Origin of the sequence: Novilysobacter antarcticus (genome assembly GCF_019802285.1) — a bacterium.
In the GTDB taxonomy this organism is placed as follows: domain Bacteria; phylum Pseudomonadota; class Gammaproteobacteria; order Xanthomonadales; family Xanthomonadaceae; genus Novilysobacter; species Novilysobacter antarcticus.
This window is the reverse complement of sequence record NZ_JAIEUJ010000001.1, coordinates 534,744-555,588: the sequence shown is the minus strand read 5'-3', so window position 1 is coordinate 555,588 and position 20,845 is coordinate 534,744. Positions and strand designations below refer to the sequence as shown.

18 protein-coding genes are annotated in these 20,845 nt (G+C 65.2%); 5 read left to right on the top strand and 13 right to left on the bottom strand.

Going from position 1 to position 20,845, the window contains the following annotated elements:
- The first annotated feature begins 182 nt into the window (after positions 1-182).
- Positions 183-752: a lipocalin family protein gene (locus KZ491_RS02605; protein WP_222564289.1), complete on the top strand. Its 570-nt coding sequence runs from the start codon at positions 183-185 to the stop codon at positions 750-752.
- Positions 753-842: 90 nt separating this feature from the next.
- On the opposite strand, the gene KZ491_RS02600 is transcribed toward KZ491_RS02605, so the two are convergent.
- Positions 843-1,805, bottom strand: a complete 963-nt coding sequence (locus KZ491_RS02600; protein WP_222564288.1) for a DUF3575 domain-containing protein — start codon at positions 1,803-1,805, stop codon at positions 843-845.
- 109 nt (positions 1,806-1,914) lie between these two features.
- Between KZ491_RS02600 and KZ491_RS02595 the strand changes: the two genes are divergently transcribed.
- Positions 1,915-2,742 (top strand): NAD-dependent protein deacetylase, encoded by an 828-nt coding sequence (locus KZ491_RS02595; RefSeq protein ID WP_222564287.1) that lies wholly within the window; start codon positions 1,915-1,917, stop codon positions 2,740-2,742.
- A gap of 17 nt (positions 2,743-2,759) precedes the next feature.
- On the opposite strand, the gene KZ491_RS02590 is transcribed toward KZ491_RS02595, so the two are convergent.
- Entirely contained in the window at positions 2,760-3,179 is a 420-nt protein-coding gene (locus tag KZ491_RS02590; RefSeq protein ID WP_222564286.1) for an Lrp/AsnC family transcriptional regulator, read from the bottom strand.
- Between the two features lie 142 nt (positions 3,180-3,321).
- On the opposite strand from KZ491_RS02590, the gene KZ491_RS02585 reads away from it, so the two are divergent.
- The 3 genes from KZ491_RS02585 to KZ491_RS02575 all read left to right on the top strand — a co-directional run bounded on the left by KZ491_RS02585 (position 3,322) and on the right by KZ491_RS02575 (position 7,412).
- Positions 3,322-4,371 (top strand): ornithine cyclodeaminase, encoded by a 1,050-nt coding sequence (locus KZ491_RS02585; protein WP_222564285.1) that lies wholly within the window; start codon positions 3,322-3,324, stop codon positions 4,369-4,371.
- A 143-nt stretch (positions 4,372-4,514) separates the two neighbouring features.
- Positions 4,515-6,806, top strand: a complete 2,292-nt coding sequence (locus KZ491_RS02580; protein ID WP_222564284.1) for a YadA-like family protein — start codon at positions 4,515-4,517, stop codon at positions 6,804-6,806.
- Between the two features lie 330 nt (positions 6,807-7,136).
- A complete protein-coding gene (locus tag KZ491_RS02575) occupies positions 7,137-7,412 on the top strand; it encodes a hypothetical protein (RefSeq protein WP_222564755.1) in 276 nt (91 codons plus the stop codon).
- Positions 7,413-7,492: 80 nt separating this feature from the next.
- Here KZ491_RS02575 and pdeM read toward each other — a convergent pair whose 3' ends face one another.
- The 11 genes from pdeM to KZ491_RS02520 all read right to left on the bottom strand — a co-directional run bounded on the left by pdeM (position 7,493) and on the right by KZ491_RS02520 (position 20,824).
- A complete protein-coding gene (pdeM, locus tag KZ491_RS02570) occupies positions 7,493-8,134 on the bottom strand; it encodes a ligase-associated DNA damage response endonuclease PdeM (RefSeq protein ID WP_222564283.1) in 642 nt (213 codons plus the stop codon).
- On the bottom strand, positions 8,118-10,565 hold the full coding sequence (locus tag KZ491_RS02565) for a ligase-associated DNA damage response DEXH box helicase (protein ID WP_222564715.1): 2,448 nt from the start codon (positions 10,563-10,565) through the stop codon (positions 8,118-8,120). The genes pdeM and KZ491_RS02565 overlap by 17 nt, the downstream gene beginning before the upstream one ends.
- 44 nt (positions 10,566-10,609) lie before the next feature.
- Positions 10,610-12,214, bottom strand: coding sequence for an ATP-dependent DNA ligase (locus KZ491_RS02560; protein ID WP_222564282.1), 1,605 nt, complete (start codon positions 12,212-12,214; stop codon positions 10,610-10,612).
- The gene (locus tag KZ491_RS02555; RefSeq protein WP_222564281.1) at positions 12,214-13,191 is read right to left on the bottom strand and encodes a ligase-associated DNA damage response exonuclease; all 978 of its coding nucleotides are present in this window, start codon (positions 13,189-13,191) and stop codon (positions 12,214-12,216) included. Before KZ491_RS02555 ends, KZ491_RS02560 begins: the two co-directional genes overlap by 1 nt.
- Before the next feature lie 141 nt (positions 13,192-13,332).
- Positions 13,333-14,256, bottom strand: a complete 924-nt coding sequence (locus KZ491_RS02550; RefSeq protein ID WP_222564280.1) for a M14 family metallopeptidase — start codon at positions 14,254-14,256, stop codon at positions 13,333-13,335.
- Positions 14,257-14,387: 131 nt separating this feature from the next.
- The gene (locus KZ491_RS02545) at positions 14,388-15,995 is read right to left on the bottom strand and encodes a hypothetical protein (protein ID WP_222564279.1); all 1,608 of its coding nucleotides are present in this window, start codon (positions 15,993-15,995) and stop codon (positions 14,388-14,390) included.
- A gap of 103 nt (positions 15,996-16,098) precedes the next feature.
- On the bottom strand, positions 16,099-17,130 hold the full coding sequence (locus KZ491_RS02540; RefSeq protein ID WP_222564278.1) for an FAD:protein FMN transferase: 1,032 nt from the start codon (positions 17,128-17,130) through the stop codon (positions 16,099-16,101).
- Positions 17,131-17,140: 10 nt separating this feature from the next.
- Complete coding sequence (locus KZ491_RS02535; RefSeq protein ID WP_222564277.1) at positions 17,141-17,728, bottom strand: nitrous oxide reductase accessory protein NosL; 588 nt, start codon at positions 17,726-17,728, stop codon at positions 17,141-17,143.
- 38 nt (positions 17,729-17,766) lie between these two features.
- Entirely contained in the window at positions 17,767-18,591 is an 825-nt protein-coding gene (locus KZ491_RS02530) for an ABC transporter permease subunit (protein WP_222564276.1), read from the bottom strand.
- Positions 18,588-19,511, bottom strand: a complete 924-nt coding sequence (locus KZ491_RS02525; protein WP_222564275.1) for an ABC transporter ATP-binding protein — start codon at positions 19,509-19,511, stop codon at positions 18,588-18,590. Before KZ491_RS02525 ends, KZ491_RS02530 begins: the two co-directional genes overlap by 4 nt.
- On the bottom strand, positions 19,508-20,824 hold the full coding sequence (locus KZ491_RS02520) for a nitrous oxide reductase family maturation protein NosD (RefSeq protein ID WP_222564274.1): 1,317 nt from the start codon (positions 20,822-20,824) through the stop codon (positions 19,508-19,510). The genes KZ491_RS02525 and KZ491_RS02520 overlap by 4 nt, the downstream gene beginning before the upstream one ends.
- Positions 20,825-20,845 lie beyond the last annotated feature (21 nt).

The following is a 20,845-nucleotide window of genomic DNA, read 5'->3' as shown; positions in this document are numbered from 1 at the left end:
CCGCTCACGCAGCGCGCGAGGACGGGTCGTCGAACACCCGACAGTATAGTTGGCCGCCCCTGTATGGCCGGAGCATATGGCCGGAGCAGCGACTACCGCGCCCTACCCTGCTTGTCGTTCACGCGCTCTCGCGGGCCTCGGTGACACTTTGGTCGGCATCTTTCCTGACCGGGCAGCTCCCCATGCGCGCAATCGCTTATGCCGTCGCCGCGGCCACGACTCTGGCCTCCGGGGCCGTCGTGGCCCAGACATCGCCCTGCACCGGCACAGGTGCGCCTCTGGAGAATGTCCCGGTCGCGACATTGGAACTGGAGCGGTACCTCGGCCAGTGGCACGAGATCGCGCACCTGCCGATGTTTTTCCAGCGCAAATGCGTGAGCGACACGACCGCTACGTACACGCTGAAAGAGAACGACCGGATCGAGGTGCGCAACGCATGCGGCACCAAGGATGGCTCGCAAACCGAATCGGTCGGTGAGGCGAAGACGGTCGACGGCAGTCCCGGCGCGCTGAAGGTGCGCTTCGCCCCCGCATGGCTGGGCTGGGTCCCCGGCATCTGGGCCGACTACTGGGTCCTGGATGTCGACCCCGACTATCGCTGGGCGGTGGTTGGCGGACCGAGCAGGAAGTACCTGTGGATACTCTCCCGTGATCCTGGGATGGACGCGGGACTGTTCAATCGGCTCAAGTCAGACGCGGAAGCTCGCGGCTACGACCTCAAGGACCTGGTGGTCGGCGCACCGCTGGAGTGACCCGGATCTTCGGCAAGATCCAGGCGCGGCTGCGAACCGCGTCTGGATCAAGCTCTCTGGGCGCTCGTCGCCAGGGGGCGTGTCTCGCGCTTAGAAATCCCAGCGTGCCGACACGGTGATCGGCATCGACAGACGACTGCCTGTGTTGTTGATGGACGCCAGACCCAGACCACCAATCGCGCTGTCATTGCCACTCAGGTTATCGACGTAGCGGACACCGGTTTCCGCGGTCAGGCTGAAACGCTCGCTCAATGGAATGATCACGCCCACATCGAGTCCGCCGCTGACCGCCCACTTCTTGTCGTAGAAAGGGGCATTGGCAATCGTGATGCCGCCGTCGGGAATCTCGAACGTTGCGGTGATCGCATCGGTCTGGGTGCCACCTACTCGCGCTGCCAGGTAAGGCCGGGTCGAGCCGGCCTGCAGGAAGTAGTACCGATAGCCCAGCTCAACGCTGAGCGCCTTGTAGTCGGAAAACGTGCCGTAGACCGGCAATTCCGTGTTTAACGCGGGCACAAAAGCGCCACCCACCTGAACTGTGCCCTGGTCCGCACGGGTCTGGCGTACCTGGCCGAACATTTCGGCCCGGTCACTGAGCCCGTAGCTCATCTCCAGACCTGCAACCGTCGCCATGTCATAGATCTCGCTGTGGCTGCGCGAGCGGATGCGCAACTCCGCGTCCACGCCGGCGAGATCCGGATTCAACGGCCCCAGATCGGGAATGAGCGCTACCGCGCCCTTGTGGACATCACCATTGAGGGCGGTGTCAACGCCGCCGATGAGAGAGAACGAAAAATCGCCCTGGGCCGGGGCCGCAAATGCGGGAAGGGCGAGGCCGCCGAGCAACGCCGCCACAATCAGTTTTTTCATCGGTCGGTTTCCTGTGGGTTTTGTAACGGGGGAAATCAGGTGGTCACGCGCGCCGGGGAAGGAGTGGCCGACAGCGCGCATGACCGCCCGAACAGATCCGGGAAGCTGAAACACGCTTCCCGGGATGCCCTGCCGCGGAGCAACGGCGCAGGCATCAAAACGGGTACAGCTGAAACGCTTCAAATCCCTGTACGCAGCAGCGACCCGAGTGGATGCAGCCGACGCCACCCGGATCCGCCCGATCCGAAAACACCGGCCCCCGATGCAGGCCGGCCACGTTTAGGATGTCGCCATGCCCCACTCACCGAACGATGCCGCGGTAGAACTGTCAGCCTGGTTGCAAGGTCGACGTTCCGTGTTCGTGCTCACCGGCGCTGGCGTCAGCACCAACTCGGGCATCCCTGACTATCGCGGTGCGGATGGCCGATGGAAGGGGCGCTCGCCGATCACCTATCAGCAGTTCACCGGCGATCCGGCCATGCGCGCACGATATTGGGCGCGCAGCTTCGTGGGCTGGCCGGCAGTTGCCGGGGCGCAGCCCAACCGTGCCCATGCGGCGCTCGCCACACTGGAATCGCGCGGCGTACTGTCCACGCTGGTCACCCAGAACGTGGACGGACTGCACGCGCGCGCCGGTCACCGCAACGTGGTCGATCTGCACGGCCGGATTGGCGTTGTTGCCTGTCTGCAGTGCGATCAGCGCATGGACCGGACCCTGGTCCAGGAAGACCTGAAATTGCGATACCCGGAGTGGAGCCAGCACACCGCGGCCGCTGCACCCGATGGCGATGCCGACCTGGAAGGTGTCGATCTGACCGGCTTCGAGGCACCTGTGTGCCCGTATTGCGGCGGCATGCTCAAGCCGGACGTCGTCTTCTTCGGTGAAAATGTCCCCCGCCAGCGCCTGGCGCGTGCGCTCGAGGCGCTAGCGCAATCCGACGCGATGCTCGTAGCTGGGTCATCGCTGATGGTCTACTCGGGGTTCCGCTTTGCCCGCATCGCCCATGAACGTGGATTGCCCTTGGCGATCCTCACCCGGGGCGTCACCCGCGCCGACGAGCTGGCGACGCTGAAGCTCGATGCGGACTCGGAGATGACGCTGGTCGATGCCATCGGCTGAGCGTGCAGCCAGCCATATCAGCTCCGGAACGTCTGCAGGTGCACGCTGGTCTCGGTGCTGCTGACGCCCGGAATCCCGCGGATCCGCTCAAGCACGGTGGACAACTCAGCAAGCTCAGCCACCCGCAGCTCCGCCACCAGATCCCAGCGTCCGTTGGTGTCATGCAACTCGGCGACGCCCGGCTCTCCCAGCAGCGCCCTCACCACCGCTCGCTGGTGCCCTTTGACGGCGATGCTGGTCCAGGCGCGTATCTCGTCGGGCGCCGCATCCGGCCGCAGCCGCAACGTGTAACCAACGATCACACCGTCGCGCTCCAGCTTTCCCAAGCGGTTGGTAACCGTCCCTCGCGCCACGCCAAGTTGCTCGGCCAGGGTGGCAATCGGGGTGCGTGCATCCTGCCGAAGCGCAGCGATCAGGCGGTGGTCAAGATCATCCATTTGTGCACATTGCCACTTTTACTTGTCGATCTGCAATATTTCTGACCAATACAAAGCATTAATACCGTTTCGCTCTGTCGCGCGCAACGGGACAATGGGCTGACCGGGCGCGCTTTCCGCTGCCCCGTTCAAAGGAGTCTGCATGACCACCCTGCTTACGACCCACGACGTCGCCAAAATTGTGGCTACCAAAGGCCTGCCGCACATGTTCGAGCGCATGGTCGACTACCTGGAGGCCGACTTCGCCCGCTGGACCGATTTCGACAAGACCGCGCGCACCGCCGCCCACTCCGACGTCGGCGTGATCGAGCTGATGCCGGTGGCTGACGACAAGGAATACAGCTTCAAGTTCGTCAACGGCCATCCCGGCAACACCCGTTTCGGCCTGCCCACCGTGATGGCCTTCGGTGCACTGGCCGACGTCGCCACCGGCATGCCAACCGTGCTCAGCGAGCTGACCATGACCACCGCGATACGCACGGCTGCCACGTCCGTGATGGCTGCCAAGCAGCTCGCACGCAAGGACGCAAAGTCAATGGCGCTGATCGGCAACGGTGCGCAAAGCGAGTTCCAGGCGCTGGCCTTCCACCAGCTTCTGGGCATCGAAGAAGTACGCCTGTTCGATGTCGATCCGGCCGCAACCGACAAGCTGGTCACGAACCTGGCTGCCGCTGCGCCGTCGCTGCGGGTCGTTCGCGCCGCCAACACCGCTGAAGCCGTCCGCAGCGCCGACATCGTCACCACGGTCACGGCCGACAAGACCAACGCCACCATCCTGCGCGTTGACATGATCGAGCCGGGCATGCACATCAACTGCGTCGGCGGCGACTGCCCGGGCAAGACCGAGCTGGATCCCGCGATCCTGCTGCGCCCCAACACCCGGACCTTCGTCGAGTTTGAGCCGCAGAGCCGCATCGAAGGCGAGCTGCAGCACATGGACGAGACTTTCAGCGTGACCGAGTTCTGGCAGGTCGTCGCCAAGCTTGCCGGTGGGCGCGGCAACGACACCGAGGTGACCATCTTCGATTCCGTCGGCTTCGCCCTGGAGGACTACTCCGCCCTGCGGCTGATGCGCGACTGCGCGGTCGAACTCAAACTCGGCAGCCACACCGACCTGGTGCCGGTAATGGAAGATCCAAAAGACCTGTTTGGGCATCTGACGGGAAGTAAGGCCGCGCAGCAGGCCGCCTGACACGAGCGGTCAACCGCACGCCGAGTGCGGACCACGTTGAATGGGGAAAGATCCGGGCGGCGCGTTTCCCGACGCCGCCCGGAATGTCCGGTTACTGATTGCAGCGGCGTGTATGGCCGGTAGCGAAGGAGTTCTTCCTTCCAGTGTTGCTTCTGCTTTCCGCCTACCAACTACCCAATGGGGAAATCAACATGGTTCATCACTCACGTCGCCGCGCTGCGGTTGCGCGCCCTATCGCTGCGAATCGCACTCCGATCGCCCTCGCTTTGGCCGTTCTGCTGAGCGCGCCGTTTTCGGTTTCGGCGGCAGATGTAAGCTGTCTTAATCCAGATGGAACACCTGTCGCTCCGCCACCCGGCACCAATCAGGGCTACGAACACGGCTTTGAGAACGCGACCTGCACCAACTCATCCAGCGCGTATGGCTTGCGCAACTCGTCCAGCGCCGCATTCAGCAACGCGTTTGGCGCGCACAACAATGCGATGGCCTACAGCAGCAATGCATTCGGGATGGGGAACGAGGCGGCCGGGCAGTTCAGCAGCGCCTTCGGCGTTCAGAATAAAGCCACCGGCCACTGGAGCAGCGCGTTCGGCTATCAGAGCCGGGCCAGCGGCGATTCCAGCAACGCGGTTGGTTTCCGCAGCGTGGCCGCAGGTTTAGAGAGCAATGCCGTTGGCAGCCGAAACCAAGCCACTGGCGACTTCAGCGTCGCGGTTGGCATCTCGAATCTGGCCACTGGGACCTCCAGCATCGCGGCTGGCTATGGCAGCCAGTCCGAGGGTGATTCCAGCAGCTCGTTTGGTACCTTTAACTCAGCCTCAGGTATTGCAAGCATCGCTCTGGGCTACAAGAACGAGGCGACTGGCAGAGACAGCACCGCACTGGGCGCTTATAACAGCGCGATTGGCAACGCCAGCCTGGCAGTAGGCTTTGAAAACTATGCAAATGGGTTCGCCAGCATTGCACTTGGGCACACGAACGAGGTAACTGGCTACCAGGGCACGGCGATAGGCCTAGTCAACACGACCACCGGCAGGAACGCCAGCGCGATGGGATATGTCAACGAAGCTGCTGGCGAATACAGCGTCGCAATTGGCAGTGTGAACAGCGCTGAGGGCGCCCGGTCAGTCGCAATCGGCGTGGAGAGCGTTGCAATGGGGCCAAACAGCATCGCCGTCGGGACGTGGCTTGACGACAACGGTGATGGCATTGCCGATGTCAACGAAGTCACCGTCGCAAGCGGTGCCAACGCCAATGCGTTCGGCAGCGGTGCGCGCGCCACCGGTGACCACAGCAGCGCTGTGGGTACCGGCGCGATAGCGAGCGGCAATGCGAGCATGGCGTTCGGCGGGAAAGCCACGGCCAGCGGCGGCCTCAGCGCCGCCATCGGCCCCGCTTCCAGCGCCAGCGCTCTGCAGAGTGCTGCGTTTGGTTCGGGCGCACGTGCGACCGCCGCGAGCAGCGTCGCGCTGGGCAGTTCGGCGTACGCAAGCGTCGCTGACAGCGTCGCGCTGGGCTCGAACTCCGTCGCCGACCGGGTGAATACGGTTTCGGTGGGGACCGCAGGCGGCGAACGGCAGATCGTCAACGTCGCCGACGCCACTGTCGCCACCGACGCAGTCAACCTGCGCCAGATGCAGTCGGCAATTGCCGGTGTTGGCGGAGTCACCATGCCCCAGGTGCAGACCGTGGTGGATGCAGGCGATGCGCAAACCCTCGCCGACGCGAATGCCTACACCGACTCGCAGATCATCGCTGCAGGCAGCATCACCCCCGCGCAGGTGCAGGCAATCGCCGATGCGGGCGATGCGCAGACGTTGGCCGATGCGAATGCCTACACCGATGCCAGCAGCGCGCAAACCTTGACGGATGCGTACACGTACACGGACTCGGGAACCGCTCAGGCGCTGGCAGATGCGAAGATCTACATCGATGCGCAGGTGATATCCGCCGGCAGCATCACCGAAAACCAGGTGCAGGCGATCGCCGACGCCGGTGATGCGCAAACCCTGACCGACGCCAACGCCTATTCGGATGCTGGTGACGCGCAGACGCTGCAGACTGCCAACACCTACGCGGACACTGGCGATGTCGCCACCCTGCGGTCCGCGAACGCCTACACGGATCAGCAGGTGGCCCGTTTCAACCACGGCCTGGATGAGCTCCGCATGGAAATGGATGATCGCTTCCACACGCTCGACCGCCGTATCGATCGCATGGGCGCCACAAGCGCCGCATACGCAGGTCTCGCGGCCAACACGGCGGGGCTGGGCGGCGCCAACAATATCGGCGTCGGCCTCGGGTCGCAGGGCGGGCAGCAAGCCTTGGCCATCGGTTACCGCCGAGCCATCGGTGCCCGTGCGAGTGTGTCGTTGGGCGGTGCAATTGCCGGCGGCGAGAGCAGCGTGTCAGCAGGTGCCGGCTTCAGCTGGTAAGTCCTGACCAAGCGCACGCCAGGCGCCCCGCACTCAACCAAGGTTGGGTGCGGGGCGTTTTTTTATTGCGGGCACACCAGACGCTGGAATATCCGAACTTAGATTCCTAATGGAAGACGTTCCCTGCATTTTAAACGAACTTGTGCTATCATACGGAGCTCCCCGCCGTCCAGGGCTTCGTCGAACAGGCGACGCCGGCCAGATCGAAGATCGAGGTCTGGTGATCCGGCACGGGGAACCACGGCATCGGCATCACCGCAGTCAGCGGTGGCGCGCCGCTATCCGCCGGCTGCTGTCCCGCCCGGGGACGGCCTATTTCCAGGAGAGCCAATGTCAAGCAACTCAAGCAAGACCGCCACAACCACCCGCACCGCCAGCGCGCCGCTGCGCCGCCGCTCGACCGGTAGCGCCAAGAACGCCAACAATGGCATCACAAGTGAGAGCATCGCAGCCGACCTCGCCGCATTCCGCAAGCAGGGTGGGCGCGTAGAAGTACTGGGCAACACGCCGATACGGCCACGTGTGAACGCGACCGCCTTCCGTTCGCGCGGCAACACGGCGCGCAAGGCCGCCACCAAGACCGCCAGCACGGGCACCAAGGGCTGATAGCCCGCGGCAACCTCTTCACGCGATGGACGGGCGTCGCCGCGGCGGCGTCCGATCCCTCGCCCACAGATAGCAGATTCCTAAGCGTTTCCCGCCAACATGCCCTTCGCACACGCGATCCATCGCTGGGCGGGATCGTCAATGCGCATACCGCCGGTAAACGCCGAGAACGCGGGCAACACCGTTTCATCTGCATCGAGTACGAACGCCGGGTAGCGTCCCGGCAAGCCCGGCAGCTTCACCACGGGATGCAGATGACCGCAAAGCACGTGCCCCCCGGCCTCATCTCCGGCTGGCCGCGGGTGATGGCGGAACCGGAATGGGCCGTCGCGGACATCCTCCGGCAGCAACGCCACATCCAGAGCGTCCGGCACCAGTGCGCGATCGTGGTTGCCACCCACCACGCTCACTACAACCGTCGAATGACTCGCCAGCAGTGCCCTCCAAGCGCGCTCGACGGCAGCACTCCGCCTGCCGTGCAGGAAGTCCCCAAGAACCCACAGCTCGGTGGCGCGAGTCACGCGTAGAAGGATGTCCAGCCGGGCCAGGTCGTGCGCGGTGCCGCCTGTCGGTACCGATATGCCAGCTGCCCGCATCACATCACCCTTGCCCAAATGCAGGTCCGCGATCATCAACCGGTTGCGCGAAGGCCAGAACACCGCGCGATCGGCGTGGAACTGCAGCGCCTCCCCCGCCACGTCGCGTTCAATCACTCCGGGCATGCCGCCGCTCCAACTGTTGCGCGGCCCGCGTGACGCGGGTGCGCCAATCCTCGGTGCTGAGCTGGCCACGGATGGCCTCCGCCCAGAGCGGGAACCCCAGCGGCGTCAGGCTGCGGGGACGGTGCAGTGCCAGCGGCCTTTCCCCGCAGCGCGTCAGGACCGCCCGCAAGTTCTGGACGTCGAGTTGCGCCTCCATCACCTCGCGCTCGGCCTGGGCCAGAAGCACGTGCCCGGGGTCGTGCTGGCGCAACACGTCAAACAGGAGGCTGCTCGACGCCTGCAGTTGGCGCAGTGACCGGGCGGCCCGCCCCGGCAAGGAAGGAGGCAGAAGCCCGGCCACCCGGGCGATCTCGCGGAACTGCCGCCGTGCCAGTTCCGCAATGTTGAGGCTGGCCAGCAGATCGTCCAGTAAACCTTCTGGCGTCAGCAGCTGCTGGATAAGCCGCGAGTCTGGCCACGCCTCGGACTGGGCTGTCAGCGCCAGCCCATAGTCGTTTACCGCCCAACTGAAGGTATTGGGGGTTTCACGTCCCCAGCGCAGCGCCATCAATGCGGCCAATCCTTCGTGCACCGCGCGTCCGGCAAACGGGTAGGCGAACAGATGCCAACCCTGGCGCGTCTTGACCGCCTCGACCAGCAGGCGATCCGGCCCCGGCAACTCCGAAAGACGCGCCTGCAGATGCAGCAGCGGTTGCAGCGCACGCATCTCGGGGCTTGCCGCCGGCTCATGCAGGATCGCCTCGACCTCGGCCCCCAACTCGCTGGACAGCGGCATGCGGCCACCCTGCCAGCGCGGCACCCTGCCCTCGCCGGCCTTGGCGATGCGGACGAACGCCGTCATGTCGCGCAGCTGGACCAGTTCCAGCGTCTTGCCGGCGAACTGGAAGCGGTCGCGCGGTCGCAGCCGACTGATGAACGCCTCCTCCACCGAGCCCAGCCAGCCGCCTTTCATGTAGCGCACCTGTACGCTGCCGTCGCTGGTGATCGTGCCGATCGACAACCGGTGCCGGAATGCCACGCGGCGATCATGGACGCGATAGCAACCGTCCTCGTCGCGTATGACGCGACGATAGTCGGGGTAGTTTTCCAGTGCGCTGCCGCCGCGGACGATGAAGTCGAGTACCGCGGTCCACGCGTCCTCGCCCAGCCGCGCAAATGCGTGGGTGCCGCGCACCTCGCCCAACAATTGCACCGGGTCGAAGCCGCCACCCAGCGCGAGGGTGACGCAATGCTGCGCCAGCACGTCCAACGACAGCCGCAATGGCGGCCGTGACTCCACCCGTCCGTGGGCCATCGCCACCCGCGCGGCGGCGTACTCCGCCAGCTCCAGCGCGTGCGTCGGGACACAGATCACTTTTCCCACCTCACCGGGACGATGACGGGCGCGCCCGCCCCGCTGCCACAACCGGGCCATGCCCTTCGGACTGCCGACCTGAAGGACCTGGTCAACGGCCGGGAAATCCACGCCGAGGTCTAGGCTGGACGTCGCGACCACACAGCGGACGGTGCCGTCACGTAGGCCGGCCTCGGCAGCTGCCCGGAGGGATGCGTCGAGGGATCCGTGATGCAGTGCCAGCGTCGCGGGATCGTCCAACCACACCGATTGCAGCGCGCGATGCCACAGCTCTGCCTGCGAGCGGGTATTGGTGAACAACAGGCTGGATCGCGCCTTCTGCAACACCGCCGAGACCCGTGCCAGTTGCGAGAGGCCCAGGTGCCCCGCCCACGGAAAGCGCTCACCCTGGCTCGGCAACAATGTCTGCAAGGTCATCCGTCGCCGGCGCGCAGACCTGATGATGGCCGCATCAGGACGGTGCGGCAGCAGAACGTCCCGCGCCTCCTCCAGATTGCCCACAGTGGCGGACAGACCCCATATCGGGGCGTCGGGCGCAATGCCGCGCAGCCTGGCCAGACATAGCTGGAGCAGCACTCCACGCTTGTTGCCCAACAGCTCGTGCCACTCATCCACCACCACCCCGCGCACGCCGGCGAGCAACTGCGTTGCGTCGGGATAGGAAAGCATCAGCGCGAACGACTCCGGCGTCGTGACCAGCACGTCCGACAGGCCCTTGCGGGCGAGGCGCTTGTCGCGCGCACTGGCGTCACCGGTACGCATCGCCACTGTCCAGGGCACGCCGAGTGCAGCGATGGGTTCCTGCATCGAGCGCACCGTATCGACAGCCAGCGCGCGCAAAGGGGTGATCCACAAGATTCGGAGACGTGGGGTCGCAGCGACGCCACGGCGGGTTTTCGCCGGGGTGTCGCCCAGCGTCAGTGCCTGTAGCAGCGGCCCACCGAAAGCGGCCAAGGTCTTGCCGCTGCCGGTCGGCGTCACCAACAGGCCCGACTCGCCGGCCAGATAACGTCGCCATGCCTCGCGCTGGAACGGCGCTGGCCGCCAGCCCCGGGAAGCAAACCAATCGACCAGCAGTGCGTCCTTGGGTCGCCGTGGGCTTGCTTGAAGAGGAGCCGCGCTCACCGGGCCAGTGCCCGCAACGTATCCACCCGATCCGCCTCGGCGGCAGGCTTGTCGGACCGCCACCGAACGATCCGCGGGAAGCGAACGGCAATCCCCGATTTGTGCCGCGCTGAAAGGTTCACGCCCTCGAAGGCGATCTCGAACACCTGCTCCGCCGGTACGGAACGCACCGGACCGAACCGCTGCAGCGTGTTGCCGCGGATCCACCGGTCCAGTTGCAGGATCTCCTTGTCGGTGAGCCCCGAATAGGCCTTCGCGACCGGCACCAATACGTCGCCGTCCCACAGGGCGAAGGTGTAGTCGGTGTAGAGCGTGCTGCGCCGGCCGGAGCCTGACTGCGCGTAGATCAATACCGCATCGACGGAAAGCGGATCGACCTTCCACTTCCACCAGTCACCGCGCTTGCGTCCGTGCCGGTAGGGCGAGTTGCGTCGCTTCAGCATCAGGCCTTCAACACCGAGCTCGCGGGATCGCTCGCGCAGTTCCGCCGCGTGCTCCCAGTCGGCAACGTCAACCTCGGGGGACACCTGCAATACAGGGTGGTCGGCCGCCTCGAGCAGCTCTTTCAGGATGTTGCGTCGCTCGTCCAGCGGACGCTCGCGCAGGTCCTCGCCGTCCAGCTCGAGCAGGTCGTACGCCGTCACCCGGACCGGCGTCGTTGCGAGTACCTTCGGCCCAGGCTTCAGGCGCTGGATCCGGGTCTGCAGGGCGGAGAACGGCAACGGCATGTCGTCATCCGGGCGCCAGGCCAGCAGCTCCGCGTCGATCACGGCATCGCGCGGAAGTTCGGCCGCGGCGGCTTCGATTTCCGGAAAGCGCCCGTCCATGCGTTCCTCGCCACGCGACCACAGTGCGATGTCGGGACCGCGACGGATCAGCTGCAAGCGGATGCCGTCCCACTTCCATTCCAGGATCCACTCAGACACCGGGCCGAGCTCCCCGGGCGGACCTTCCAGCGGCGAGGCCAGGAAGAACGGGTATGGCAACGCTGCATCTCCGGGCAGGACATCCTCGGAGAGCAGCTTGGCAAGGAAGTCCGCCGATGGCGTCCAGCGCCCAAGCATCCGCTGCGCTATCCGCGCCACGTCCACCCCGGACGACTCCGCCAACGCCTTTTGCACCAGTCCGGCGGAAACGCCGACCCGCAACGCACCCGTCAGCAATTTGTTGAAGGCGAGCCGCTCACGAAAACACAGGCTGCGCCACGCCGACACCACGACCTCGCGCCGCTGCTCGGGCTCGGCATTGGCGACGGGAACCAGCCGTTGCTCCACCCATTCAGCCAGACCGACATCCTCACCGGGGTGCGCCGGGTCATCGAGGAGCAACGCCAGCGTTTCCGCCAGGTCACCAACGGCGTGGTGGCTGGCCTCGACCAGCCAGGCGGGATTGCCACTCTCCTCGGCGACCCAGGCACGCAGCTCTCCGGTGCTGGCGATACGGGCGCGGGTTCCGCCAATCTTGCCCCCGGCCAGCAGCCACAGCGCCCACGCCGCATCGTGGGGCGGCGCGGAGCGGAAATACTCCGCCAGCGCCGAGCGTTTGTCGCTGGTGCCGGTTGTCCGGTCGAGGCGCTCGTACAGCGCCGCAAAACGCCGCATCAGTCCTCCTCGCCATAGGCGGTCTGGAATCCACCGGCGTCGATACCGGACTCACGCAGCACACGAACCAGCGCGTCGGTGTCGCCGTGGGTCGCAATCACCCGGCGTGCGCCGGTTTCGCGCACCGTGCGCAGCAGCGACGGCCAATCGGCGTGATCGGAGAGCACGAAGCCCCGGTCGTAGTTGCGCCGACGCCGGTTGCCGCGAATCCGCATCCAGCCCGACGCAAAGCCCTGCTGTGCGTGGCGGAACCCGCGCGTCCACGCACTTCCCGCGGCCGACGGCGGAGCGATGATCAACTCGCCGGCGAAATCCGCCCCGCGCGCCTCGTCGGCGACTTTTCGCGTCTCCAGCATCGGCACGCCGGCCGCGCGGTACACCTGGACGCCGGCGTCGATCGCGCCGTGCAGCCAGGCGGGACGATCGGTGTGGGCGATCAGTTCTGCCAACACCCGCTGCGCCTTGCCCAACGCATAGCAGTAGAGGATGGCGGCCTCGTCGTTGGCTGCACATTCCTCGCGCCACGCCACGATGTCGCGCGCCACGTCCGACGCCGGTGGCCAGCGGAATACGGGCAAACCGAACGTCGATTCGGTAACGAATACATCGCAGGGCACCACTTCGAATGGCACGCAGGTCGGATCCGGATCGCGCTTGAAGTCGCCCGACAACACCCAAGTCTGGCCATCTGCCTCGATACGCACCTGGGTCGAGCCGAGCACGTGGCCCGCCGGGTGGAAGGAGACGGTCGCCTCGCCAAGCTGGAAGCGCTCGCCGTGGGCATGGACCTGGTAGTTCTGATCACCCAGGCGCCACTGCAGGATCGGCAGGCCGGCATCGACCACGTGGTAGCAGCCCATGCCGGTGCGGGCGTGGTCGCCGTGACCGTGCGTGATCACCGCACGGGGCACGGGTCGCCAGGGATCAACATGGAAATCGCCGGCCGGACAGTACAGCCCGTCGGGCGTATTCACCATCAGTTCGGACGTGCTTGCCAGAACCCACCCCGCTCCACGATGCCCTCCGGCAGAGCCGTCAGTGGAGCAGTGCGTGCGTCAGCGCGACGTCATCGGCGGCGGCGGCTGGCTGCCGGAGATGCGCCGCACCCGGCGCTCGGATCAGCCTTGCTGGGCGAGCGCGTAATCAATCGCAGCGCGAACTGCCGCGACCTGAGCGTCGTTGCACTGCTGCGGGGTCGCCCGCGGGCTGTCGGGATACACCTCGGTGGTGGTCCGGTAGCGCGCGTTGCTGACACCGGCGCACAGGCCCAGCGATTTCACCGGGTAGTTGATCACGCCCGGCGCCACCATCGGGGTGCCGATGATCTGGCCTTGCGCATCGGCCGGCGCGATATGGGTGACCTTCGCCACCGCGTCGATGATCGCCTGCTGGAACTGCGGCTGCGGATCCTCGCTGTCACCCACCAGGTAGAAACCGTCCGGAATCTCGCCGGGCTCGGACGGTTCGCCGTCACGCGCTGCCAGAGCGGGACGGAACTCGGATTCGTCGGTGTCGGTGGTCTCGTGGAGGTCAACGTGCACCAGGAGCTTGTCGCGCAAGGGTGCGACCAGTTCGATGATCGCCGCGGACTCGCGTGCCGGGCTGTTGCTGACGAACGAACGGTTCGGGTCCACCGCGTCCACGTTCCAGCGGTGGATCCGCTCGTACGCCCACGGACTCACGCAAGGGGCAACCAGCAGGTTCACCCGGCCCTCGTACTCCGAGGCATGCTGATCGAGAAACTGCAATGCACCGTGGACGCCGCTGGTCTCGTAGCCATGCACGCCGCCGGTCACCAGCACGCTGGGAAGCTGATCGTTCCAGTGGCGGCTGCGGACCGCGTAGAGCGGGTAGGTGTCCGACCCGTAGTCCAACTGCCCGTATTGCTCGACGTCGAAGCGCTCACGCAGCCGGTCGATTTTGCTGAGCACGTCCTCCGCATAGCTGCGCTGGACCTTCTGCTGTGAGCGCCATTGGGCGATCTCGGCCGGCCCCCAGGGCGTTCCGGGCGTACCGATGGGATACGAAAAATCTGTGTTCATGATGCGGCGTGCTCCTGATATCGAAACGCGGCCACTCTACACCGGTCCCGGTCCCCGCCAGTGTGGATCGGACAGCAAAAGGCCCCGCGAACGGGGCCTGTGCTATTGACGTTGCGGCGTTGCGCGGTAGATCAGCGTCCCTTGGAATTATCGATGTAACCACGGTAATCGGATATCGATTCAGTGATCTGGTAGTCGCGCACCGTGCTCCCGAGGATCGTGTTCTCAATGAAGCCGTTCGATTGCTCCTTGATGCCTTCCAGATACTGGTAGTCGGTAGGCAACGCATCAATGATCGCCTTCTTGGCCTCGGCCGTCAGCTGGCCCTGGGCATCGGTCAACAGCTTGGTGGGGATGGCGGCCAGTGCATCGGTGATGGCGCTGCGCGCCTGCTCGTTCAAACCGCCAAGTGCCGCTGACACCTGTTCGGTGATCGCCTTGCCGGCAAACTTGCCTCCGACGGGAATCGCCGAGACCGCCACGTCAATCACGAAACCCAGAAACGCCTCGCGCGCGGCCTGGTCGGCGCGCAGGTCGACGTAGCCCGAACTCACTGCGTCCTGGAGGACCGCGCCAATCATGGCTGTACGGCCGTTGCCGGTATCAATGGCCTGGATATCGGCATCGTCGATGCGCCCATCGCCGTTGGCGTCGGTATTTTCCGCCATGTTGCCCACCCGGATATTCTCGCTGGAGAAATCACCAAGCGCCGACATGACCGCCGCCGAATGGCTGTTGTCGGGGTTGAGGCCCGTAAGTCGTACCAGGTTGGAAAGCGCGGCGAGGTTGTCGCCGACCACCGTCGCGCGATCATTGCTCGACCCGGATGTCTGGGTCGGATTGGCGACGGTGAGGTCACTGAGGATCGTGGCCGAATGGGTTTCAAACAGCTCACCGAGCGCTTCGGCGCGCTGGTCATAGGGTTTGTTGTCGTGGTCGAGGAACTGGTTCTCCAGAACGTTGCCGCTGGAGTGTGCGCCGGCATATTTCACCAGGTCCAGAACCTCCGCCGACGTACCGTGACGCGAAACCGCCTCGGTGAGTATCGCCATCGGGTCGCGCACACCGGCGCCGTCGTAAGCCGGGTTTCCGAACGTCAGCCCCTCGCCGCCGGCAGCGCTTCGCACCGCGGATTGCTGCTCCGGCGACAACTGCGAAACGACGTTGTGCACGGCTGTGCTGCCGCCGGACTGCGACAGGGCGTTGAGCAGCACGCCGACATAGGCGCCCTGCTCGGTCGGCGAGAACATTGTGGGTTCCGCCAACACGCGCTGGGTCAGGACGTCGGACGCGAACTTCTCGATAAACTCTGACGAATAGCTGCTGTTGCTTTCCGTCAATGTCTGCATGAGGGCTTCCAGCTGGTCCGACGCCGGCGACATCATCCCCATTGGCCCGATCGCACCGCTACCGAAAATATTGGTGAATTGCAGCGCCTCCACCAGGTCGATATCGCCGTCGACATACGCCTGGCCGAATGCATCCATAACCGCGCTGCGCTCTTGCGACGTGATGCGCCCTTCGGATACCAGAGTGTCCAGCCTCTCGGTGGTCAACCACGACATCGGCGCGCCGGAGTCCTGCTCCAGAACCTCATCAAACAACGCCGCCCGCGCAGAGGGGTCGAGTTTTTCGAGCTCCTGCGCGAAATAGTCCATCCGCGCTTCGTAGTCGTCAACGCGTAGGAAACGGTCGCCCTTGTCGAGAACGTCGGAGGCAATCTGTTGGATGTCGGCCATCGTTCTCTCCACGCGGCATTGGGGTGCCATCAGCGTAGGAACTCATTTTGGGCCGCACAACTGGGGTATTCCCCAGTGACGCGCAGCGGAGGCGCCCCAAGAACTAAGCCTGGATCACCCGCTCGCCATCAGGACCGGTCACGCGACCGGCGTTGTCGACAAACCATGCGCGCGCCCGCGGGTAGTCTGCGAGCAGCGCCGATCGATCGGCCGGTGGCACGATGGACAGCGTCGTTGAAAGCCCGTCGGCGAGCGTTGCACGTGGCGCGGCCACGGAGACCGATCCGTAATGGTTGGCGCTGCGTCCGCTATGCGGGTCCAGCAGGTGATGGACCAGTGGATCGGTGCCGAAGCGCGTCCCGTACCCACCAGAGGTTGCAAGCGCCGGACTCTGCCCTTGGTCGCTCCCGAGTGTCAGTTCGAACAGCGTGCGGTCAGGCCTGGCCGGGTCCGCAACAGCGGCGCGCCAAGGTTGGCCATCCGCACGACGTCCCAGCGCCCGCCCTTCCCCGAGGTCGATCAACACGTTGCCGAAGCCATTGGCCAGCAACAGTTCGGCAACCCGGTCGGTAACAAAACCCTGTGCCACCCCGTTGAGGGTGATTGCTGCGCCAGGGCGCCCCAGACGGATCCGGCGCGGGTCCACTTCCACATCGGCGAACCCGATGCGCTGACGCGCCTGTGCAATGGCCGCCGCCGATGGTCCCGCAGGCGACCCACCCGGCGTGGCGAAGTGCTCGAAATAGAGGCTGAGCAGTGGCTGGACGGTCGGGTCGAACGCACCCTTGCTGCGCTCCGCCAGCGACAGGCTGAATGAGAGCAACTCGACCAGCTCGGACGGCGGCTCCGCAAGCTCGCCCGCTGCGTTGAGGCGGGACAAGGCGGAATCGGGTCGGTACAGGCTGAAAACCGATTCAAGCCGATCGATCTCGGCCACACAGCGCGCGATCATCGACTGGGCGTAAGTTCGGTCGGGGTGGACCAGCGTCATCGACGCCAGCGCGCCCATCGCCGAGCCTTTCCAGACAGTTGGCACCACTGCCGGCGTGGACGCAGCGAGCGCCAGCCGCACCGGCATGGAACCCATAACCGCGCAAGTGGCGGCGATCGAAAGAAAACGTCGGCGATTCACCATCGGGGAATCCTCACTTTTCGGGATGCTGCGGATGCTCATGGGCATCCGCAGGGTCGTGGCCCTTGGCGGGCCCATCCTGACCCGCCGGCGCCGTCCCACCCGCATCCATGCCCGGCATGGGGGATGACAAATCCACGGGACCAAGTACGTAGCTGTCAGGAATGTCATCGAGCCTGGCTATCGTGCCGCCGTGCTTGACACGAAAGGCTTCGGCCGCCGATTCGATCGCGAACGGCACCGCTTCATTGGCGCCCATGCCGCCACGCATTGAACTGTCAAGGACGAACCACGCCGCGTGCGCGTCCACCCAGGTGCCCGCCTCGGGTTGCTCCCAGTGCTGCGCCTTTCCCATGTCGTTGACGTAGACCGCCACCACATCCTTGGCCTCCTCGGGCAGGCGCAGGAAAGCGATGGTGTCGCGCACCGATGAGAACCACAGCGGATCATCCCGGCTGGCGAGGTGAATCTGGCCCTTGGGTCCCTCGTGGTCGGCGAGCAGCATGCCGCAGTAGTGGCCGGTCGCCTCATCAGAGACCTCGGCGGGCGCTGGAGGTGGCGATTCCGGCGCCGCCTTGTCACACGCTGCCAGCATCAGCATTGCCAGGCCGATCCCGACCCATGTCATCCGCCCGATCCTCATACCGATTTTCTCCTGAAGGCCAGTACGGCCAGCGCCAATGGCGCCACTACCCATGCGGCGAGTACAGCGAACAGAACCGCCGGTGACAGCGTCGCCACATTTCCGGGGCCGGCCAATCCACTATAGATGGCAACACTGTCGCTCGCGGTCATGTTGAATATCCGGTACACGTCGGCCGGATTGAGCAACAACACCAGATCCAGAGTGCTTTGGGTCACATGCCTGCCCTGGTCGGCAACCAGAATGCCCAGCAGCGCCGTGTCATAGAGCAGCACGAAGAAAAGCCAGATGCCGACCGCCAACCCGGCGGCGGTGGCGCGCTCGCGAACGATCGCACTCGCCAGGACGCCCATCGACACAAACGCAGCGCCAAGCATGATCGAGGTCAGCACCATGGCTCCGAAGGCGCCCCAGGACGGCGCCCCGATTTCGCTTTTCAGTGCCAGCGCGCCGGCCGCGACACCGTAGCCGAGCAACGTCGCGATCCCGAGGATGCAGATCTGCCCCAGCGCCTTGCCGAGGATCACCTCCCAACGCGAAATCGGATAGGACAGCAGCAGCATCAGCGTCCCGCGCTCCTGCTCACCGACGATCGCGTCGAAGGACAGCAACAAGGCGATCAGCGGCACCAGGAAGATCGTCAGGCTGGCCAGACTGACGACCACCACGGCCAGCGGATCGGCCTTGACCACACCGGTTGGCGCGCTGCCCAGCAATACCAGCGAGAGGGCCAGCGCAGCCAACAGCAGCGTGGTCGCCACCACCCAGCGGTTGCGGAATCCTGCCCGTATTTCCTGCATTGCAAGCTTGAAGACATTCATGCCGTGCTTGCCTCCTGCTGGACCAGACGCCGGTACAGATCCTCGAGTCCAGGCGTCACGGTCTGGATATCTTCGACCGCCTCACCCATCGAGGCCAGCGCACGCAACGCGGCCATCTTGTCCGCGGCCGCCACTCGCAACATGAGGAGGTCATCAGCACGTTGCTGGCACTCGATCCCCGGAGGAAGCGCGGCAAGCAAACGTTCTGTGTCGCAGTTGCGCACCCGCACCCGAAGCCCGACGTCAGGCACAACCCCTTCGCGCAATTCCTCCAGGGTCCCGGCCGCCAACAGATTGCCGCGATGCATGACTGCGACGCGGTCCACCCGGTTTTCGACTTCAGCCAGGGCGTGCGTGCTGACCAGCACCGTCGCACCGCTGCCGCGGAGCATGTCGATGGTGTTGAAAACGTCAATCCTCGAGGCGGGATCCAGGCCGCTGGTCGGCTCGTCGAACAGCAGCAGGCGCGGCTCGCCGATCAAGGCCTGGGCGATGCCCAGCCGCTGGCGCATCCCTTTCGAATAAGTCGACACGCGGCGACCGGCGGCGTCGGCGATGCCGACCAGCGACAGAAGCTCTTCGTTGCGCTTGGTCGAATGCCCCTTGAGCCCAGCATAGAAGGCCATCAGCTCTTTGCCGCTCATTGCGCCGTGGAAGGCCACGTTCTCGGGCAGGAAGCCCAGCGCACGCCTCGCGTCGGCGCCTTGGGCGCCAGCCGGATCAATGCCGGACACACGCACGGCGCCCTTCTCGGGTCGTATAAGACCGAGAAGCAGCTTGATCAGGGTGGTCTTTCCCGCGCCGTTGTGGCCTACCAGCGCGGTCGCCTCGCCGGGATGCAACGCCAAGCTCACGTCCTGCACCGCAACCACGCTGCCGTAGCGCTTGGTCACGCCGTCCCACTGTGCAATCGCGCTCATAGTGCGTCCGGCCGGGTCATCTGTGGCGGACGCATCAACGGCGCACTGTCCACGACGCCACCGGGATAAAGCGCCGGGAAACGCGCCTGCGCCCATTTCACCATCTGAACGGCCGGGCTGCTGACCAGCACCTTGGCCTGAGGCAGCGTCCACAGGATTTCATCCATCACGTCATTCGGTCGATACGGCCGATCGGCGATGCCGTCGCCATCCAGGTCATAAGCTGGATTGTCGCTCCAGTAATTGCCACGGCCTTCAGACGTCCAGTCGAGGTAACGCGTTCCCACGTATTTGACCTGCATCCGGTTGGCCACAAACGCATTGCCGGTCATGACGTTGCCCTCTGACCCGGCGGTGAAATGGATACCGATTGGACAGCCTTCGAACCAGTTATCGACGATCCGGTTGACGTTCGCATTGTAGACAAAGACGCATTTCTCCCCACCGCCCCGGACGGTGTTGCCGACCACCTCCGAGGCGTTGGTTGAATTCAGCATGAGACCGTGGTCGCGGTCGTCGTCGGACACGTTGTTGCGGATCTCCAGGCGCTCGGAGTACATGATCGCCCACGCGACATGGTTGCCTCGGGAGCGGTTGCCCACGATCCGGCTGTCGTGGGTGTACATGTAATGGATCGCGAAGCGCAGATCCGAAAACGTGTTGTTCTCAAACGTGTTGTGCTTGCTGACCTTGACGAAAATCCCGTCGCGGCCGTGGCTGATGGTGTTGCCGATTACCTTGGCATCCGGCGCGTTCCATATGGACACGCCGTTACCGGCCTCTGCGAGACGGAGGTCCTTCCGCCCGGTGATGACGTTGTCCTCCACGAGCGAGCCAGCAGCTCCATGCAGATAGACGCCAAACAGGTTGTCGACCAGTTGGTTGTCGCGGATGTCGGCACGCGGCGCGGATTCCTGTACCAGGATCGCCGAATCCATGGCCGGTACGTCCAGCCCGGAACCCGTGATCTCTATCCCCCGGATCTGGACCTCCGGCGCCGTGACCGTAACCACGCTACCGGTACCCGGGCCTGCGATAACGGCCCCGGGCTCACCAACCAGCGACAGTGTCCGGTCGACGAGCAAAGGCCCGTCGTAGCGCCCGGCAGCCAGCACAATGGTGTCGCCCGGCGTCGCAGCCTCGATAACCGGCTGCAAGGACGTACCGGGCTGGACCCTCAGCTCTGCGGCGTAAGCCGCAGGCACCAGCGCCAGGAATCCCACGGCGATGGCCGCGCACGCCAGTGCGTGCGCGGCCATCCCGACGACAAAGGCGTCTCGGCCCAACGGGCGCCATGGTCGGAGCCGAACCATTGAACGCCTCTCCCTCGCCAA

Coding starts and splice junctions, on each gene's coding strand:
- KZ491_RS02560 (WP_222564282.1), bottom strand. CDS start 12,214: ATGCGGCGTTTTGCGGCGCTGTACGAGCGCCTCGACCGGACAACCGGC.
- KZ491_RS02590 (WP_222564286.1), bottom strand. CDS start 3,179: ATGGATGATCTTGACCACCGCCTGATCGCTGCGCTTCGGCAGGATGCA.
- KZ491_RS02535 (WP_222564277.1), bottom strand. CDS start 17,728: ATGCTGATGCTGGCAGCGTGTGACAAGGCGGCGCCGGAATCGCCACCT.
- KZ491_RS02545 (WP_222564279.1), bottom strand. CDS start 15,995: ATGGCCGACATCCAACAGATTGCCTCCGACGTTCTCGACAAGGGCGAC.
- KZ491_RS02555 (WP_222564281.1), bottom strand. CDS start 13,191: ATGGTGAATACGCCCGACGGGCTGTACTGTCCGGCCGGCGATTTCCAT.
- KZ491_RS02520 (WP_222564274.1), bottom strand. CDS start 20,824: ATGGTTCGGCTCCGACCATGGCGCCCGTTGGGCCGAGACGCCTTTGTC.
- KZ491_RS02575 (WP_222564755.1), top strand. CDS start 7,137: ATGTCAAGCAACTCAAGCAAGACCGCCACAACCACCCGCACCGCCAGC.
- KZ491_RS02530 (WP_222564276.1), bottom strand. CDS start 18,591: ATGAATGTCTTCAAGCTTGCAATGCAGGAAATACGGGCAGGATTCCGC.
- KZ491_RS02525 (WP_222564275.1), bottom strand. CDS start 19,511: ATGAGCGCGATTGCACAGTGGGACGGCGTGACCAAGCGCTACGGCAGC.
- KZ491_RS02540 (WP_222564278.1), bottom strand. CDS start 17,130: ATGGTGAATCGCCGACGTTTTCTTTCGATCGCCGCCACTTGCGCGGTT.
- KZ491_RS02550 (WP_222564280.1), bottom strand. CDS start 14,256: ATGAACACAGATTTTTCGTATCCCATCGGTACGCCCGGAACGCCCTGG.
- KZ491_RS02605 (WP_222564289.1), top strand. CDS start 183: ATGCGCGCAATCGCTTATGCCGTCGCCGCGGCCACGACTCTGGCCTCC.
- KZ491_RS02585 (WP_222564285.1), top strand. CDS start 3,322: ATGACCACCCTGCTTACGACCCACGACGTCGCCAAAATTGTGGCTACC.
- pdeM (WP_222564283.1), bottom strand. CDS start 8,134: ATGCCCGGAGTGATTGAACGCGACGTGGCGGGGGAGGCGCTGCAGTTC.
- KZ491_RS02595 (WP_222564287.1), top strand. CDS start 1,915: ATGCCCCACTCACCGAACGATGCCGCGGTAGAACTGTCAGCCTGGTTG.